The sequence below is a fragment of the Sulfurospirillum sp. E15m genome, from assembly GCF_059415145.1.
Map to the genome: position 1 here is coordinate 35,374 of NZ_JCAHZS010000005.1, position 17,675 is coordinate 53,048.

Here is a 17,675-nt window from a genome sequence, read left to right on the forward strand (position 1 = left end):
ACAAGCCAAAGAGGTACTTAATGATCTGCGTGTTCGATATCGAAACGATACCTGATACCAAGCTCATTCGAGATGTTTTACATTTTGAAGGAGAGGATTTAGAGGTCTCCATTTTAGCGATGAGTGAACAAGAAGCTAAAAGTGGGAGTGGATTTTTGCCGCTACCATTCCATAAAATTGTAGCCATCTCAGCAGTCATCGCCGATGACTTTGGAATATTTCGTAAAGTGAGCAGCATTGAAGGTGCTAATGAATACGAAATGATTAAAAACTTCCTCAACTTTATCAATCAAAAAAATCCAAAACTCGTAAGCTTTAACGGGCGTACTTTCGATATGCCACTTTTGATGCTTCGAGCGATGCAATATAATCTTACATGTAATGCGTATTTTGAAGTCGAGAACAAGGAGCTGTTGAAAAATAAATGGGATAATTATAGAGCCAGATACAGTGATCGTTTTCATGTTGATTTGATGGACCATTTATGTGAGTTTGGTGCCGTGCGAGGACTCAAACTCGATCATGTCTGTTCTATGGTTGGGCTTCCTGGAAAATATGATGTTCACGGAGACCAAGTTATGGAGCTTTTTTATGCAGGAGAAATTGAAAAAATCAAGGAGTATTGCGAGAGCGATGTGCTTAACACCTATTGGTTATTTTTAAAATATGAGTTACTCAAAGGTAACCTCATTATAGAAGATTATCAGCGCGCATTGGTTACAATGCAGGAAAATTTAAAACATGAAAAATCCTACACCGATGTCTTTGGCATCGCGATAGAAGAAGAATTATATAAGGAACATCTGTGAAAACAATTTTTAGAGAATATGACATCAGAGGCATTTATGAACAAGAACTCAATGAGCAAATGGTCAAGCTCATTGGCTATTTTTTGGGAAAACAGATTCTCAAAGTAGGGAAAATAGTTTCTATTGGTTATGACGCAAGAAGCCATTCCCCCATTTTATGTGAATACCTCACCAGCGGTTTAAACAAAGCAGGCTGTAAAGTCCTTAATATGGGACTTGTCGCAACACCGGTCAATTATTTTAGCAACTTTCAAAACTTTGATGGCGTGAGCCCTAATGCTTCTATTATGATTACCGGTTCTCACAATCCAAGCGAATACAATGGCTTTAAAGTCACTATCGATAAAAAACCTTTCTTTGGCGAAGATATTTATGCGTTGGGTCGCGAAATTATGCAAAACTACGACATGGAAATTGAAGATGATTTAAGCTCAACGTTTATTGACGCTAAAGAGCGCTATATTGCGTATCTTATCAAAGAATTTGACCATCTTAAAGGCTTTACACAACCCTTTGTATATGACTGCGGTAACGGCGTGGCTGGCGTTGTGGTTCAAGATGTTTTCAAGGCGTTAGGTTTTACATGTAAAGGTTTGTATACAGAGCCAGATGGCACATTTCCTAACCATCACCCCGACCCAACGGTAGAGAAAAACCTCAAAGACATTAAAAAAGAACTTGAAGGTGTGTATGCACTTGGCTTTGCGTACGATGGTGATGCAGACCGCCTTGCCTTTTTGACCAAACACAATAATGTCAAAGGCGACATCATGGCGATTTTGTTCTCTAGTGCCATGAAAAATCCAACGGTTATCGGCGAAGTGAAATGTTCTCAAGTGATGTACGATGAGATCAATAAGCGTGGCAAGGCGATTATGTATAAAACAGGTCACAGTAACCTCAAAGTGATGATCGCAAAAACAAATGCTGATTTTGCAGCAGAAGTCAGTGGTCACCTCTTCTTTAATGACCGTTATTTTGGTTATGATGATGCCATTTACGCAACACTTCGTATGATAGAGATGGTTAAAAATGGGTTGGATGTGGACGCTGAAATCGCAAAATTACCAGTTGTTTACTCCACCGAAGAGCTAAAAGTTGAAACGAATGAAAACGATAAATTCCCACTTGTTGAAAAAGTAAAAGAGCTTCTCAAAAACCCTCCCAAAGATTTTCCTGCCATTAAAGAGATCGTCGATGTCGATGGTGTGAGAGTCATCTTTAACGATGGTTGGGGACTTGTAAGGGCGAGTAACACAACACCAGTGCTTGTCACACGTTTTGAATCCACCAATGCTGACAATGCGAAATTGTATGAGAAAAAACTCAATGAACTCATTGCAACGGCTAAAGCAGAGCTTCACTAAAATGAAAGGCATTATCTTAGCAGGAGGGTCTGGTACAAGGCTCTATCCTGTGACCCAATCCATTAGCAAACAGCTGTTGCCGATTTACGATAAGCCGATGATTTATTATCCGCTTTCGGTTTTAATGTTAGCGGGTATTCGTGAAGTCTTAATTATTTCAACTCCTCAAGATATTGGCAAATTTGAAGAGCTGTTAGGTGATGGTAGTCGTTGGGGACTTTCCCTTTCGTATAAAATTCAGCCAAGCCCCGATGGCTTAGCACAAGCGTTTATTTTAGGCGAAGAATTTATTGGCCAAGATAACGTCTGCTTAATTTTAGGAGACAATATTTTTTATGGACAAGGGTTTACACCACTTTTACAAAATGCGGCTAAATTAGAAAAGGGTGCCGTTGTTTTTGGTTATCAAGTAAAAGACCCACAACGTTTTGGCGTGGTAGAATTTGATGAGAATCAAAAAGCAATCAGTATTGAGGAAAAACCGAAAAATCCCAAATCCAATTTTGCAGTAACGGGTCTTTATTTTTACGATAACAGTGTCATTGAAATCGCTAAAAATGTCAAACCCAGTGAACGCGGTGAGCTTGAAATCACAACGGTCAATGAAGTGTACCTCAAACGTGGAGATTTACAAGTTGAAGTCTTAGGACGGGGATTTGCATGGCTTGATACGGGAACGCATGAAAGTTTACTGGATGCGAGTTTGTTTGTGCAAACCATTGAAAAACGTCAAGGGTATAAAATAGCCTGTTTAGAAGAGATTGCTTATAATTACGGTTGGATCAGTAAAGAGCAAGTATTAGAAATCGCCAAACCTTTGAGTAAAAATGGGTATGGCGAGTACCTAAAGGACCTAGTTAAATGAGTCAAACTACGATTTTAGTGACAGGCTGTGCTGGATTTATCGGCTCAAACTTTGTGCCATATTTTTTAGAAAAATATCCGGAATATCATCTTGTCAATCTTGATGCATTGACCTACGCAGGAAATTTAGATAATCTTATTGAAGTGGCAGATGACCCCCGTTATACGTTTGTACAAGGTGATATATGCGATAGAAATTTAGTCGAATCACTTTTTGAAACGCACGATATTAAAGGGGTGATTCATTTTGCTGCAGAGTCACATGTGGATAATTCCATTAAAAATCCAGGTGTTTTCATCGAGACCAATGTCAATGGGACATTTACGCTGATTGATGTCGCTTATAAAGCGTGGATGCAAAAACCTTTTATTCGCAAAGAAGGGTATGAAGCGTGTCGCTTTCATCACATTTCAACGGACGAAGTTTATGGGACATTGGGTGAAGAGGGATTTTTTACAGAGACTACACCGTATGCGCCCAATTCTCCTTATTCTGCGAGTAAAGCAGGAAGCGATATGATTGTACGTGCCTATCATCACACCTATGGGATGAATACGGTCATTACCAATTGTTCTAACAATTATGGACCCAAGCAACACGATGAAAAACTGATTCCTACGATTATTCGTAAAGCACTTAGCCATCAAAATATTCCTATTTATGGCGATGGTAAAAATATACGCGATTGGCTTTACGTCTTAGATCATTGTAGAGGCATTGATCTTGTATTTCATGAAGGCGTCTCTGGTGACACGTATAATATTGGTGGACGCAATGAGCGAGACAACCTTTACATCGCCCATAAAATTTGTGAAATTTTGGATACTCTCGTCCCCAAAGAACGTTCTTATCAAGAGCAAATCACCTTTGTTGAAGATAGAGCAGGACATGATAGGCGTTATGCCATTGATGCCACTAAGTTAGAGACAAAACTGGGATGGGAAGCGGAAGAGAACTTTGAAAGTGGTATTCTTAAAACCATTGAGTGGTATCTTCTTAAATACAAAGCTTTACAGCAATGAAATACCTTTTTCTTTTCTTTTTCTTGTTTGCTAGTTTGTCTTGGGCTTCAAAACCAGAATTGATGCTCTTAGAAGAGTACAAAGACCAAAATATCTCAGGCTGGCTGATGAGCGAAAAGATGGATGGGGTCAGAGCCTATTGGGATGGGCACAAGCTTATCTCACGAGGGGGCATTGAACTTGCCGCTCCCGCTTGGTTTACAGAGGGGTTTCCTCCATTTGCTTTGGATGGAGAGTTGTGGAGTAAACGAGGAGATTTTTCTAAAATCGTTTCAATTGTCAAAAAACAAGAACCGCATGATGGATGGAAAGAAATCACTTATAATGTCTTTGATGTACCGCATGAAAATGGCGGATTGATTCAACGTTTAGTAAAATTAGAGTATTATCTAAAGCTTAATCAAGCAGATTATTTGCATATTGTTAAGCAAATGACATGCAATGATGAAGATGAACTATATGCTTTTTTACATAGTATTGAGCAAAAAGGTGGTGAAGGTGTTGTGATTCGAAATCCATCATCACCTTATATTGCAAAAAGAGATGCCAATAATTTAAAAGTCAAAAGCTTCTATGATGCTGAATGCAAAGTGGTAGAGCATCATAAAGGTGAGGGAAAATATAAAAAAATCTTGGGCTCTCTTACGTGTAAAAATAATGAGGGAATGACGTTTGATATGGGTTCAGGATTTAGTGATGATGAACGAAAAAATCCTCCCGCTATTGGCTCAAAAATTACGTATAAATATAAAGAACTTACAAAAAATGGAAAGCCAAGATTTCCTATTTTTCTAAGAGTTAAAGAAGAGATATAAAAGGTTATCAATGGACAAAATTGCAATTATTGGGTTAGGTTACGTTGGACTTCCGCTTGCGGTTGAATTTGCGAAACAATATTCTGTCGTAGGATTTGATATCTTTCAAACGCGTATTGATGAACTAAGCAGTGGATTTGATAGGACATTAGAACTCAATGAACAAGCACTTCATGAAGCAATTAAAAATGGAATACTCTTTAGTACAAACAGTGAAGCACTTCGTTCTTGCAATATTTTTATTGTAACGGTACCCACTCCTATCGATGCAAGCAACCGTCCGGATTTAACTCCTTTAATTAAGGCGAGTGAAACTGTTGGAAAAGTACTCAAAAAAAATGATATTGTTATTTATGAAAGTACAGTCTACCCGGGTGTCACAGAAGAGGTATGTGTTCCTGTTTTAGAAAAATTCTCTCATCTTGTTTTTAATCAAGATTTTTATTGTGGCTATTCACCTGAACGTATTAATCCGGGTGATAAGACACATACCGTGACACATATTTTAAAAGTTACTTCTGGCTCAACTCCAAGTATTGCAGAAAAAGTAGACAAACTGTATAAAAGTATTATTAAAGCAGGTACCTATAAAGCATCTTCTATTAAAGTGGCTGAAGCGGCAAAAGTGATTGAAAATACACAGCGTGATGTTAATATTGCATTGATTAATGAACTGGCGCTTATTTTTAATACCATGGGAATTGATACGCATGAAGTCATTGAAGCCGCCGCAACAAAATGGAATTTCATTAAATTAAAGCCAGGACTTGTCGGTGGGCATTGCATAGGTGTTGATCCCTATTATCTTACTTACAAATCTGAAGAATTGGGGTATAAACCAAATCTTATTTTGGGTGCCAGGCAAATTAATAATGGCATGGGCAAATATATTGCCGATAAAACGATCAAACTTATGATTGAGCATGATAAAAAAATCAAAGATGCCAATGTTCTTATTTTAGGGCTCACCTTTAAAGAAAACTGTCCAGATATTCGCAATACAAAAGTTGTGGATATTATAGAAGAGTTGCAATCTTTTAAATGTCACATAGATATCTATGATCCATGGGTTGATAAAGCAGAAGCTAAATTGCACTATGGCTACGATTTGATTGATAATCCTTTTGACAAAGAAAAACACTATGAGGCAATTATCGTAGCGGTTGGACATTTGGCTTTTGTTGAAGTTGAACAAGAACAGTATCAACGTTTAAGTGATGTCATTATTGATGTCAAAGGGATTATTAAAAATCCAACGTGGAGACTCTAGATGAAAATTGCCATCGTTGGAACAGGCTATGTAGGACTATCCAATGGCATATTGCTTGCGCAGCATCATGAAGTGATTGCGCTTGATATTATTCCTGAAAAAATAGCGATGATTAATGCAAAAATATCACCGATTGAAGATAAGGAAATTGAAACATATCTCAAAGAAAAAGTTTTGAATTTCAAAGCAACGTTGGATAAACAAGAAGCCTATGAAAATGCGGAGTTTATCATTATAGCGACACCCACCGATTATGACCCTGAAACGAATTATTTTAATACCAAATCAATTGAAAATGTCATCAAAGATATTTTGGTACACAATCCAACAACAACGATGGTGATAAAATCAACAATACCTGTAGGTTATGTGCAAAAATTAAAAGCACAATTTGGAATTGATAACATTTTTTTTGCTCCTGAATTTTTGCGCGAAGGCAAAGCGCTTTATGATAATCTTTATCCTTCTAGAATTGTGATTGGTGAAAAAAGTGAACGAGCAGAGCGCTTTGCTCAACTTTTAATTGAAGGTGCTATTAAAAAAGAGGTACCGGTTGTTTATACGAGTTCAACAGAAGCAGAAGCCATTAAATTATTCGCTAATACCTATTTAGCGATGCGCGTTGCTTTTTTCAATGAACTAGATTCTTACGCACAAAGTCATGGATTGAGTACGAAAGAGATTATTGAAGGTGTTTGCTTGGACCCTCGCATTGGAAATTTTTACAATAATCCTTCATTTGGATACGGCGGATACTGCTTACCCAAAGATACCAAACAACTCTTAGCCAATTACAATGAAGTCCCGAACAATCTTATTCGCGCTATTGTGGATTCTAATAGTACCCGTAAAGATTTTATTGCCGAGTCTATTATTAAGAAAAATCCAAAAGTCGTAGGTATTTATCGACTAATTATGAAAACGGGGAGTGATAACTTTAGAACATCTTCCATCCAAGGTGTGATGAAACGGATTAAAGCTAAAGGCATCGAAGTTGTTGTGTATGAACCTGTTTTGAAAGATACAATGTTTTTTAATTCGCGTGTTATTAAAGATCTTGATGAATTTAAGAGGTTGTGCGATGTGATTGTTGTCAATCGTCAAAGTCAAGAGCTTGAAGATGTTGAAAAAAAGGTTTATACGAGAGATATTTTTGGTAAAGATTAAAAAGGAAGAGTGTGACAAATTTAATACTTTGTGGTGGAAGTGGTACAAGGCTGTGGCCGCTTAGTCGCACACTGATGCCAAAACAGTTTGTAAAATTGTTTGATCATAAGTCGCTTTTTCAATTGACCGTTGAGCGTAACAGTACCATTTGTGATGAGCAGTTTATTGTCTCTAACAATGAGCAATATTTTTTAGCACTTGATCAACTTGAAGAGCTTGGAGTATTTCATAATCGTTATTTACTCGAACCCATTGGTCGTAATACAGCGCCCGCCATTGCCCTGGCATGTATGGCTTTACCAAACGACGAAATCGTACTCGTAACACCCAGTGACCATTTAATTAAAGATCAAAGTGCCTATGTAAAAGCAATTAAAGAAGCAAATTTATTAGCCAAAGAGGGTTTTTTAGTGACTTTTGGCATCAAGCCAACCTTTTCTGAGACAGGGTTTGGGTATATTGAAGCAAGTGGCACCGATGTGAAAGCTTTTCATGAAAAGCCCGATCATGCAACCGCAGAAACATATGTCAAAGCTGGGAATTACTACTGGAACAGTGGCATGTTCTGCTTTAGGGCAGGTGTCTTTTTGAGTGAGCTTGAAGCGTATGCTCCCCAAATTTTTCTTACATGTAAACAAGCGTATGAGAATGCTAAGGGTGATGGCATGATTCGTATCCTTCATGAGGATATGTTAGCGATTCCTGAAGATAGCATCGACTACGCAGTGATGGAAAAAAGCCAAAAAGTAAAAGTTGTTCCTAGCGATATAGGCTGGAGCGATGTCGGAAGTTTTGATGCGCTCTGCCAAGAACTGGACAATGATGGAAATAATAATTTTATTATGTCTCCTAAACATGTAAGCCTTATTGATGTACACGACTTAATTGTCATTGATACCGAAGATGCCTTGCTGATTAGCCACAAAGGGAGTTCTCAAAAGGTCAAAGAGATTGTAGGACGACTTAAAAAAGAAAACGTTGAACTGACAACAACGCATAAAACGACGCATCGTCCTTGGGGGACTTTTACGGTATTGGAAGATAAATTAGGCTATAAAATTAAAAAAATTATGGTGAAGTCAGGAAAACGTTTGAGCCTTCAAAAGCATTTTCACCGCAATGAACATTGGATTGTTGTGAGTGGAACAGCGACGGTTCAAGTGGAAGAGAAGACATTTCTTGTAAGAGAAAATGAATCGACCTATATTAAAGCGGGCGAGATTCACCGTCTTGAAAATCAAGGTAAAATCCCACTTATTTTGATAGAAGCGCAAGTGGGTAGTTATACAGGTGAAGATGATATCGTAAGAATTGAGGATGATTATAAAAGGGAAGATGTATGAATCAAAAGGTAGCATTGATTACAGGAATCACAGGACAAGATGGCAGTTATTTAGCAGAATTTTTGCTTAAAAAAGGGTATATCGTTCATGGTCTTAAACGACGAAGTTCACTTTTTAATACGGACAGAATCGATCACCTTTATCAAGACCCTCATGTTGAAAATAGAAATTTAATTTTGCATCATGGTGATATGACCGATAGTATGAATTTAACGCGTATTATTCAAGAGACGCAGCCTGATGAGATTTATAATTTAGCAGCAATGAGTCACGTACATGTTAGTTTTGAAACACCTGAATATGTAGCTAATGCCGATGGTACAGGAACGCTTCGTATTTTAGAAGCAGTACGTCTTTTGGGGTTAGAGAAAAAGACAAAAATTTACCAAGCGAGTACGTCTGAGTTGTATGGAAAAGTACAAGAGACCCCTCAAAAAGAGACCACACCATTTTATCCTAGAAGTCCTTATGCTGTGGCTAAGATGTATGCGTATTGGATTACCGTGAATTACCGAGAAGCGTATGGACTGTTTGCGTGTAATGGGATTTTATTTAACCATGAAAGTCCTGTGCGTGGTGAGACATTTGTAACTCGCAAAATTACTCGAGCAGCCAGTAAAATCGCCCTTGGATTGCAAGATAAACTCTACCTTGGCAATCTCAATGCCAAACGCGATTGGGGTCATGCGAAAGATTATGTGCGTATGATGTGGATGATCCTTCAAGCGGACGAGCCAGAAGACTGGGTAATCGCCACAGGTCAAACAACAATGGTACGTGACTTTGTACGCATGGCTTTTGGCTATTGCGGCATTGAATTAGAGTTTAAAGGCGAAGGTGTTCATGAAATTGGTGTCGTAAAATCGTGTTCCAATCCACTCTATCAGGTTGAAATTGGTAAAGAGGTTGTAGCGGTTGATCCACGTTATTTTAGACCAACTGAAGTTGATTTACTTTTAGGCGATCCCAGTAAAGCAGAGCAAAAGTTAGGATGGAAGCGAGAACACAATCTTGAAGATTTGGTCAATGATATGATGAAAAGTGATCTTAAATTGATGACCAAAGATGTTTATCTCAAAGAGGGTGGCTATAAAATCATGAGTTATTTTGAGTAAGATGATGCAAAAAACGTCCAAAATTTATGTCGCAGGGCACCGTGGGCTTGTTGGTTCTGCGATTGTTAAAAACCTTACATGTAAAGGGTATACAAATATTGTTACCCGAACCCATGCTGAGCTTGATTTAACCCATCAACACGCTGTTACAGAGTTTTTTGAGAGAGAAAAACCTGAGTATGTTTTTCTCGCTGCTGCCAAAGTTGGGGGTATCGTTGCTAACGACATGTATAGAGCTGATTTTATCTATGAAAATTTACAAATCCAAAATAACATCATTCATCAAAGTTATGTTCATGGTGTCAAAAAATTGCTTTTTTTAGGCTCAACGTGTATTTACCCTAAAAATGCGCCACAACCTATGAGCGAAGACTCTTTACTCACAAGTGAGCTTGAATACACCAATGAACCTTATGCGATAGCAAAAATCGCGAGTATCAAGATGTGCGAGAGCTATAATCTTCAATACGGCACCAATTTTATCTCGGTCATGCCAACCAATCTTTACGGGCCAAACGATAATTTTGATTTAGAAACGTCGCACGTTTTACCGGCATTGCTACGCAAAATGTACCTGGCTAAACTGTGGGATGAGGGCAATATCGAAGCATTGATGAAAGACTTACATGTTAAATATTTTGACGAAGCCAAAATCTATCTTGAGCGTTTCGGTATTTTCCCTCATAGCGTCGAGATTTGGGGAAGTGGGAAGCCTAGACGAGAGTTTCTTTACAGCGAAGATATGGCAGATGCGTGCGTCTTCTTGATGGAAAGAATCGATTTTAAAGACACATATGACAAAAACGATAAAGAGATTCGCAACACGCATATCAACATCGGCTCAGGTGAGGATATTTCCATCAAAGAGCTAGCCTATTTAGTCAAACAAATCGTTGGTTATAACGGAGGCATTCATTTTAATACGCAAAAGCCCGACGGTACGCTTTTAAAACTGACGGATGTTTCGAAACTTAGAAATCTCGGTTGGAAGCATACGGTGGAATTGGAAGAGGGTATTAAAAAAGAATACGAATGGTATTTGAGCCATAAGCTTACATGTTAAATTTTTCGTTACTCAAAAATCATCAAGGATTTCAAAAATATTTTAAAAACACATCATGGCTTTTGGGCGAAAAAGTTTTGCGAATGTTCGTCGGCCTTTTTGTCGGTGTTTGGGTGGCGCGCTATTTAGGACCCGAACGCTATGGCTTGTTTAGTTACGTGCAAAGTTTTGTAGGGCTTTTTACGGTGCTTTCGACGTTGGGACTTGATAGCATCGTCGTGAGAGAGTTGGTGAAGGATGATGCACATAAAGACGTTCTGTTATCGACGGCATTTGTATTAAAACTTTGCGCCGCCTTTTTGACCGTGCTTCTTTTAGGTGTTGCCGTGTGTTTTACTTCAAACGATGCGTTTATGAATAAAATGGTTTTTATCGTTGCTTCGGCAGTCTTTTTTCAGTCCTTTAACGTTATCGATATGTTTTTTCAAGCCAAAGTGCTTAGTCGATACGTTGTTTACGCTAATACCGTGTCGCTTTGCCTTTCGAGCTTTTTAAAAGTCGTTTGTATTTTTTATCAAGCGCCTTTAGCTGCGTTTGTGTGGATTGTGCTTTTCGATAGTATGGTTTTAGCCTTAGGACTTATTTATTTTTATGCACGATTTACGCGATGGAACATTTATTTTAAAGCATTTGATGCTGCCGTAGCCAAAGCACTTTTGCAAAATACGTGGCCTTTAATGTTAAGCGGTCTTGTAGTGTCGATTTATATGAAAATCGATCAAGTGATGATTCAAGAAATGTTAGGAAGCGGGGCCGTAGGACAGTATGCTGCGGCAGTACGAATTTCCGAGGCATGGTACTTTATACCGATGGTTATTGCAAGTTCGCTTTTTCCGGCGATCGTAAATGCGAAACAAGTGAGTGAAGAGCTTTATTACATAAGGCTTCAAAAGCTTTATTCTTTGATGATATGGTTAGCGATACTCATTGCGCTTCCGATGACATTTTTATCACATTGGGTCGTTCATCTGCTTTACGGAAGCCAGTACGCTCAAGCCGAAGGTGTTTTAAGAATACATATTTGGGCAGGAGTGTTCGTATTTTTAGGTGTTGCAAGCGGAAATTGGTACGTGACTGAAAATCTCCAGAAATTAGCTTTTTGGAGGACTTTTTATGCCATGGTATTAAATATACTATTAAATATAGTTTTGATGCCGAGATTTGGAACTCAAGGAGTTGCTTTTGCAACATTATTGAGCCAATCATTAGCAGCTTATTTCTTTGATTTTTTTAATTCCAAAACAAAACGGATGTTCTGTATGAAAACAAAATCACTATTATATATGGGTAAAATAAAATATGATAAGTAAGATAAAACAAATATTGTTTTTGTTGAGCCATCCAAAATTGCTGAAAAAATTACTTTCAATGGGTAAACATGGTTATTTACATGAAGTTGGTTGGATCAATTCTTTCAATTATCAAATGCCCATGAACAAAAAAAATGAGCCACTACCTTGGGTTACTTATAGTTTTATCGATTTTATTTCAAGTCGGCTGAATAAACGAATGGATATTTTTGAATATGGTTCAGGCCATTCGACTTTATGGTATAGCAAGTATGTGAAATCTGTAACTGCTGTCGAACATAATCAAAAATGGTTTGAAGAAATAAGTCAGAGTATTCCATCAAACGTGAATCTTTATTATCAAATATTGGAATATGGGAGAGATTATTCTTCCTTCCCCTTAAAATTAAATCTGCAATATGATCTTGTCATTATTGATGGAAGAGATAGAGTCCATTGTCTGAAAAATGCTATCAATTGTATTAAAGAAGATGGCGTAATTATTTTAGATGATGCAGAAAGATATTCTTATGAAGCCGGTGTTAGATTTTTATTAAATAAAAATTTTAAAAAAATTGACTTTTGGGGCATAAGCCCTGGACTATTTTATCGCAAGAATACAACAATTTTTTATCGCACCAATAATTGTTTGGGAATATAAATGACTTTAGCACCCATCGTCCTTTTCACATACAATCGTCTAGAGCACACCAAGCTAACTATTGAGGCTCTTCAAAAAAACATATTGGCTAGCGAAAGCGAGCTTTTTATCTACAGTGACGGCGCTAAAAACGATGCGGTGTCTTTACATGTAAGAAATGTAAGAGAGTATCTTCAAACGATAGACGGCTTTAAAAAAGTAACGGTTATCGAGCGAGAAAAAAATTGGGGGTTGGCAAACTCCATTATCGACGGCGTGACAAAAATCGTCAATCAATACGGCAAAATCATTGTTCTTGAAGATGATTTGGTCACAAGTCCTTGCTTTTTAACGTATATGAATGAAGCTTTAGAGATGTATGCAGATGAAGAGCAAGTTATTTCTATTCATGGATATGTATATCCTATTGACAATTTACCAGATACTTTTTTTATTAAAGGTGCAGATTGTTGGGGCTGGGCAACATGGAAAAGAGGTTGGGATATATTTGAAAAAGATGGTAAAAAGTTATTAGATGAGGTAAAAAAACGGGGTATACAAAAAGAGGCAAACTTTAATAATAGTTATGAATTTACACAAATGTTAAAAGATCAAATATCTGGTAAAAATAATTCTTGGGCTGTCCGCTGGTATTTTTCAGCATTTTTACAAAATAAATTAACATTGTACCCAAGACAAAGTTATGTTCAAAATATTGGATTTGATGCTCAGGGAACACATTGCACAAGTGAAACTGATATTTTTACTGTAAGATTGAGCAGCAATATAAATTTGAACAAAAATGAAGTGAAAGAAGATTTGATAGCAAGAACAAAAATAGAAAACTTTTTGAACTCTATCAAGCCAAGTATTGTGAAAAGAATTATATCAATAATCAAAAGATTAGGTAAATGAACCAATTTATTAAAAGATTGACACCTCCTATTTTATTTGAATTTTTAATAAAATTGAAAAATAATAAATACGGTTGGCATGGAAATTATGTCAGTTGGGATGAAGCACGAAATGCTTCTACGGGATACAGTACAGAAGAAATACTCCAAAAAGTTCGAGCCTCACTATTAACGGTTAAAAAGGGTGAAGCTGTTTATGAGCGTGATAGTGTTTTATTTGATGAGGTTCAATACTCATGGCCTCTTCTATCGGCTTTAATGTATGCTGCTGCTCAATCTCATGGAGCTTTACATGTAATGGATTTTGGTGGAAGTTTGGGCAGTACTTATTTTCAAAATAAAAAGTTTTTAAATGAGTTGAGTGATGTCTCATGGAATATTGTCGAACAAATGCACTTTGTTGATATTGGTAGGAAAGAGTTTGAAGATGATAGACTCAAATTTTATGATGATATTCAAAGTTGTGTAGAAGCCAAAAAGCCAAATATACTTGTTTTATCAAGTGTTTTGCAGTATATGGAAAAACCTTATGCTGTATTGGATGCACTTTTGAAGCATCCCTTTGAGATTATCATAATTGATAGAACGCCATTTTCTGTTTTGGGTGATGATACAATTAAACTTCAAATTGTTCCACCCTCTATTTATAGCGCAAGTTACCCTTGTTGGTTTTTTGATTTTAATAAATTGACTTCTTATTTTGAAGAAAAATATAAGTTAATTGAAGTATTTAATGCAATTGATGGCAAAAATCAAGATTATGAATTCAAGGGTTTTATAATGAGGAAGATAAAAAATGTATAACTACTGTACCCTTTTTGATAGCAACTATGTCACAAGAGGACTTGCAATGTATGAGTCTTTGAAAAAGCATAGCGATGATTTTCATCTTTATATTTTTGCATTTGATGAACGATGTTATACCCTTTTAAGAAAATTAAACCTTGAAAACGTAACAGTTATTGCACTGCAAGAATTTGAAGATGAAGCGCTACTTAGCATCAAAGAGACCCGCAGTGCGGGAGAATACTGCTGGACGTGTACTCCTTCTACTATCAAGTATGCTATAGAAAACTATTATCTTGAGAGTTGTACGTATCTTGATGCCGATGTATATTTTTTTGCGAATCCTTCAGTACTTATTGAAGAGATGGGCGAAAAGTCCGTACTAATAACGGAACATAGATACTCTCTTCAATACGATCAAAGCGTTATGAGCGGAATTTACTGTGTACAATTTATGACTTTTAAAAGCGACGATAATGGCATGAGGGTTTTAAATTGGTGGAAAGATGCGTGTAACGAATGGTGTTATGCACGGCACGAAAACGGTAAATTTGGAGATCAGAAATATTTAGACGATTGGACGAGTCGATTTGAAGGCGTACACGTATTGCAACATTTGGGTGGAGGTGTCGCTCCTTGGAATGTGCAACAATATCTGTTGGAAAATAACAACTTTGAGCTTATTTTTTATCATTTTCACGGTGTGAAGTTCCTTGCATCTAATCACGTAGAACTTGGTAGTTATCGACTTAGAAAAACCGATATTGATTTGCTTTATAGACCCTATATTGCACACCTTGAAAAGATTCGCAACATGCTTATGGCTTTGGGGGATTTTTATGATTATCATGGTCGTGTAAAATTAACACAGAAGTGTATAATGATGCTTAGAAATTTTAAAAGAAGAATCAAAGGTGTTTATAATGTATTTTCTATGGACGAGATGGTGAGATTTTAAATGGCTCAACTAATCAAAATTCCCACTTTTGGAGATGACCGAGGAAAGCTTAGTGTTGTTGAAAGTATATTGCCTTTTGAAATCAAGCGTTTTTATTATATTTATGATGTTACATGTAAGCGTGGAGGGCATCGTCATAAAAAGAATAAACAAGCACTTATATGTGTAGGAGGAAGTTGTGAAATCTATGTGCACAACGGCAAAGATGAAACAACCTTTGTTTTAGATAAACCGCATCAATGTCTTTTGTTGGATCCTGAAGATTGGCATACGATGGATGCGTTTTCAAACGGGGCAATTTTATTAGTATTTGCTTCCGAACATTATGATGTAGATGATTATATTGATGAGGCGTATGAATGATCGAATATGAAAATTTACGTTTGAGCAATCAAAAACTTTTTCATGCGTATAAAGAGAAATTTAACCAATTTTTGGAGAGCGGTTGGTTTATTTTAGGCGATAATGTAGCAAGCTTTGAAAGAGAATTTGCATTGTTTTGTCAAACATCGCATTGTGTGGGTGTTGCTTCAGGGCTTGACGCTCTCATTTTGACAATTGCCGCTTTTAAATTTCCAAAAGGGAGCGAAATCATTGTTCCTTCAAATACGTATATAGCAACCATTCTTTCTATTGTGCGCAATGGCTTAAAGCCTGTTTTGGTTGAACCGGATATAAAAACTTATACGATTGATCCCCTTAAAATTGAGGAGAAAATCACTTCTCAGACAAAAGCGATTTTGGCAGTGCATCTTTACGGCAAGGCATGTGATATGGGCAGGATTGGGAATATCGCTCAAAAATATAATTTGAAAATTATTGAAGATGCAGCACAAGCGCATGGTGCTATGTATAAAGATCAGAAAGTAGGGTCGTTCGGCGTTGGGTGTTTTAGTTTTTATCCAACGAAAAATCTAGGAGCCTTAGGCGATGGCGGGGCAATTACGACCGATGATGTTGATGTTGCAACAAAGCTAAAATCTTTACGTAATTACGGTTCTGCGAAAAAATACTACAATGACGAGATAGGATTTAATTCAAGGCTAGATGAAATTCAAGCAGGGTTTTTATCGGTTAAGCTTCAAGTATTGGAAGATATTACGAACCATAAGAGATGTTTGGCGCAACTGTATCACGAACTATTAGATGAACGCTTTATCAAGCCTGTGGTTCATGAAGATTTTTTTGATGTTTATCATATTTTTAATATCCGCCATAAGAAAAGAGATAAGATTAGAGAGTACTTACTGGCGCATCACATTAAGACGGAAGTGCATTACCCAATTCCTCCCCATAGACAAAAAGCGATGGAGGGTATCTTGACAGGAGAGTATCCGCTAAGCGATGAAATACATGCGACAACTCTGAGTTTGCCTATTTCGTATTATCACACCCAAGAAGATATTCAAGAGGTTTGCCAGTGTATCAATGCTTTCCAAGATGTTGAATAGAAACAAGAGATAAGGTTTTAATATGAAGATTGTTTTAGATGCAAGGCCATTGGTTTCTGTCATTACAGTAGTCTATAACGGTGAAAAACATCTTGAAGAAACCATTTTGAGCGTGATAAATCAAACGTATGCAAATATGGAATATATCATTATTGATGGTGGTTCGACGGATGGGACATTGGATATTATCAAAAAATATGAAGATAAGATTGATTATTGGGTAAGTGAAAAAGATAATGGGATTAGCGATGCGTTTAATAAGGGATTGAGGGTTGCAAAAGGTGATTATATCAATTTTCAAGGGGATGGAGACGGCTTTTTTTCTCCAGATGCGTTAGAAAAAGTTTTTCAAACGATTAATCCTAGTGAAGATATATTTGTAAGTGCTAAAATACAAAGAATTGATAATAACGGAAATGAGATATTTGTCTCTAAGCACATCAATGTTTTTGATAAAAAATCACTTCTTTTTAGAATGTCGATGCCGCATCAGGGGCTTTTTACCCATAAAAGCTATTTTGAAAAATATGGACTTTTTGATATAAGCAATACTTTTTGTATGGATTATGAACATTTATTGCGAAGCTATCAATCGTTCCCCAAAGTAGTAACAAAAGATGTGATAGTCGCTAAATGGCGAGCTGATGGGCTAGGAAATGGCAAAATTTTAGAGATATTTAAAGAGTATGATAAAATCAAAAGAGATAATAAAGTTGCTAATGTGTGGGTGTTAAAAGGGATTTATTATTGGTCATTGTTTAAATATTCCGCTAAAAAAATAATGGGTAGGGAATAACTATT

18 protein-coding genes are annotated in these 17,675 nt (G+C 36.9%); all 18 read left to right on the top strand.

Annotated elements, in window-relative coordinates; all coding sequences use genetic code 11:
* The first annotated feature begins 20 nt into the window (after positions 1-20).
* Genes AC5SLP_RS08030 through AC5SLP_RS08115 form a run of 18 tightly spaced genes read left to right on the top strand, consistent with a single transcriptional unit; the run spans position 21 to position 17,670 of the window.
* On the top strand, positions 21-809 hold the full coding sequence (locus AC5SLP_RS08030; RefSeq protein WP_495254641.1) for a 3'-5' exonuclease: 789 nt from the start codon (positions 21-23) through the stop codon (positions 807-809).
* Positions 806-2,176, top strand: coding sequence for a phosphomannomutase/phosphoglucomutase (locus AC5SLP_RS08035; RefSeq protein ID WP_495254642.1), 1,371 nt, complete (start codon positions 806-808; stop codon positions 2,174-2,176). Before AC5SLP_RS08030 ends, AC5SLP_RS08035 begins: the two co-directional genes overlap by 4 nt.
* Position 2,177: 1 nt before the next feature.
* Positions 2,178-3,041: a glucose-1-phosphate thymidylyltransferase RfbA gene (gene rfbA, locus AC5SLP_RS08040; RefSeq protein WP_495254643.1), complete on the top strand. Its 864-nt coding sequence runs from the start codon at positions 2,178-2,180 to the stop codon at positions 3,039-3,041.
* Positions 3,038-4,063, top strand: a complete 1,026-nt coding sequence (gene rfbB, locus AC5SLP_RS08045) for a dTDP-glucose 4,6-dehydratase (RefSeq protein ID WP_495254644.1) — start codon at positions 3,038-3,040, stop codon at positions 4,061-4,063. Before rfbA ends, rfbB begins: the two co-directional genes overlap by 4 nt.
* Positions 4,060-4,878: a DNA ligase gene (locus AC5SLP_RS08050; protein ID WP_495254645.1), complete on the top strand. Its 819-nt coding sequence runs from the start codon at positions 4,060-4,062 to the stop codon at positions 4,876-4,878. Before rfbB ends, AC5SLP_RS08050 begins: the two co-directional genes overlap by 4 nt.
* A gap of 10 nt (positions 4,879-4,888) precedes the next feature.
* A complete protein-coding gene (locus tag AC5SLP_RS08055; RefSeq protein WP_495254646.1) occupies positions 4,889-6,148 on the top strand; it encodes a nucleotide sugar dehydrogenase in 1,260 nt (419 codons plus the stop codon).
* Positions 6,149-7,315, top strand: coding sequence for a nucleotide sugar dehydrogenase (locus tag AC5SLP_RS08060; RefSeq protein ID WP_495254647.1), 1,167 nt, complete (start codon positions 6,149-6,151; stop codon positions 7,313-7,315).
* 11 nt (positions 7,316-7,326) lie between these two features.
* Positions 7,327-8,658, top strand: a complete 1,332-nt coding sequence (locus AC5SLP_RS08065) for a mannose-1-phosphate guanylyltransferase/mannose-6-phosphate isomerase (protein WP_495254648.1) — start codon at positions 7,327-7,329, stop codon at positions 8,656-8,658.
* Positions 8,655-9,773 carry a GDP-mannose 4,6-dehydratase gene (gmd, locus tag AC5SLP_RS08070; RefSeq protein WP_495254649.1) on the top strand — a complete coding sequence of 373 codons (1,119 nt, stop codon included), beginning with the start codon at positions 8,655-8,657 and terminating at the stop codon, positions 9,771-9,773. Before AC5SLP_RS08065 ends, gmd begins: the two co-directional genes overlap by 4 nt.
* Positions 9,774-9,777: 4 nt before the next feature.
* A complete protein-coding gene (locus AC5SLP_RS08075; RefSeq protein ID WP_495254650.1) occupies positions 9,778-10,836 on the top strand; it encodes a GDP-L-fucose synthase family protein in 1,059 nt (352 codons plus the stop codon).
* Positions 10,830-12,146, top strand: coding sequence for a flippase (locus AC5SLP_RS08080; RefSeq protein ID WP_495254651.1), 1,317 nt, complete (start codon positions 10,830-10,832; stop codon positions 12,144-12,146). Before AC5SLP_RS08075 ends, AC5SLP_RS08080 begins: the two co-directional genes overlap by 7 nt.
* On the top strand, positions 12,136-12,786 hold the full coding sequence (locus tag AC5SLP_RS08085; protein ID WP_495254652.1) for a class I SAM-dependent methyltransferase: 651 nt from the start codon (positions 12,136-12,138) through the stop codon (positions 12,784-12,786). The genes AC5SLP_RS08080 and AC5SLP_RS08085 overlap by 11 nt, the downstream gene beginning before the upstream one ends.
* Positions 12,787-13,680, top strand: a complete 894-nt coding sequence (locus AC5SLP_RS08090; protein WP_495254653.1) for a glycosyltransferase — start codon at positions 12,787-12,789, stop codon at positions 13,678-13,680.
* Positions 13,677-14,483 carry a TIGR04325 family methyltransferase gene (locus AC5SLP_RS08095; RefSeq protein WP_495254654.1) on the top strand — a complete coding sequence of 269 codons (807 nt, stop codon included), beginning with the start codon at positions 13,677-13,679 and terminating at the stop codon, positions 14,481-14,483. The genes AC5SLP_RS08090 and AC5SLP_RS08095 overlap by 4 nt, the downstream gene beginning before the upstream one ends.
* On the top strand, positions 14,476-15,423 hold the full coding sequence (locus tag AC5SLP_RS08100; RefSeq protein ID WP_495254655.1) for a hypothetical protein: 948 nt from the start codon (positions 14,476-14,478) through the stop codon (positions 15,421-15,423). The genes AC5SLP_RS08095 and AC5SLP_RS08100 overlap by 8 nt, the downstream gene beginning before the upstream one ends.
* The gene (locus tag AC5SLP_RS08105; protein WP_495254656.1) at positions 15,424-15,786 is read left to right on the top strand and encodes a sugar 3,4-ketoisomerase; all 363 of its coding nucleotides are present in this window, start codon (positions 15,424-15,426) and stop codon (positions 15,784-15,786) included.
* Entirely contained in the window at positions 15,783-16,874 is a 1,092-nt protein-coding gene (locus AC5SLP_RS08110; RefSeq protein ID WP_495254657.1) for a DegT/DnrJ/EryC1/StrS family aminotransferase, read from the top strand. Before AC5SLP_RS08105 ends, AC5SLP_RS08110 begins: the two co-directional genes overlap by 4 nt.
* 22 nt (positions 16,875-16,896) lie before the next feature.
* Positions 16,897-17,670, top strand: coding sequence for a glycosyltransferase family 2 protein (locus AC5SLP_RS08115; protein ID WP_495254658.1), 774 nt, complete (start codon positions 16,897-16,899; stop codon positions 17,668-17,670).
* Positions 17,671-17,675 lie beyond the last annotated feature (5 nt).

What these genes read in the sequence shown, in the direction of transcription:
- AC5SLP_RS08030 (WP_495254641.1), top strand. Translation starts at nt 21, where the DNA reads ATGATCTGCGTGTTCGATATCGAAACGATACCTGATACCAAGCTCATT.
- rfbA (WP_495254643.1), top strand. Translation starts at nt 2,178, where the DNA reads ATGAAAGGCATTATCTTAGCAGGAGGGTCTGGTACAAGGCTCTATCCT.
- rfbB (WP_495254644.1), top strand. Translation starts at nt 3,038, where the DNA reads ATGAGTCAAACTACGATTTTAGTGACAGGCTGTGCTGGATTTATCGGC.
- AC5SLP_RS08050 (WP_495254645.1), top strand. Translation starts at nt 4,060, where the DNA reads ATGAAATACCTTTTTCTTTTCTTTTTCTTGTTTGCTAGTTTGTCTTGG.
- AC5SLP_RS08055 (WP_495254646.1), top strand. Translation starts at nt 4,889, where the DNA reads ATGGACAAAATTGCAATTATTGGGTTAGGTTACGTTGGACTTCCGCTT.
- AC5SLP_RS08060 (WP_495254647.1), top strand. Translation starts at nt 6,149, where the DNA reads ATGAAAATTGCCATCGTTGGAACAGGCTATGTAGGACTATCCAATGGC.
- gmd (WP_495254649.1), top strand. Translation starts at nt 8,655, where the DNA reads ATGAATCAAAAGGTAGCATTGATTACAGGAATCACAGGACAAGATGGC.
- AC5SLP_RS08075 (WP_495254650.1), top strand. Translation starts at nt 9,778, where the DNA reads ATGCAAAAAACGTCCAAAATTTATGTCGCAGGGCACCGTGGGCTTGTT.
- AC5SLP_RS08080 (WP_495254651.1), top strand. Translation starts at nt 10,830, where the DNA reads ATGTTAAATTTTTCGTTACTCAAAAATCATCAAGGATTTCAAAAATAT.
- AC5SLP_RS08085 (WP_495254652.1), top strand. Translation starts at nt 12,136, where the DNA reads ATGATAAGTAAGATAAAACAAATATTGTTTTTGTTGAGCCATCCAAAA.
- AC5SLP_RS08090 (WP_495254653.1), top strand. Translation starts at nt 12,787, where the DNA reads ATGACTTTAGCACCCATCGTCCTTTTCACATACAATCGTCTAGAGCAC.
- AC5SLP_RS08095 (WP_495254654.1), top strand. Translation starts at nt 13,677, where the DNA reads ATGAACCAATTTATTAAAAGATTGACACCTCCTATTTTATTTGAATTT.
- AC5SLP_RS08100 (WP_495254655.1), top strand. Translation starts at nt 14,476, where the DNA reads ATGTATAACTACTGTACCCTTTTTGATAGCAACTATGTCACAAGAGGA.
- AC5SLP_RS08105 (WP_495254656.1), top strand. Translation starts at nt 15,424, where the DNA reads ATGGCTCAACTAATCAAAATTCCCACTTTTGGAGATGACCGAGGAAAG.
- AC5SLP_RS08110 (WP_495254657.1), top strand. Translation starts at nt 15,783, where the DNA reads ATGATCGAATATGAAAATTTACGTTTGAGCAATCAAAAACTTTTTCAT.
- AC5SLP_RS08115 (WP_495254658.1), top strand. Translation starts at nt 16,897, where the DNA reads ATGAAGATTGTTTTAGATGCAAGGCCATTGGTTTCTGTCATTACAGTA.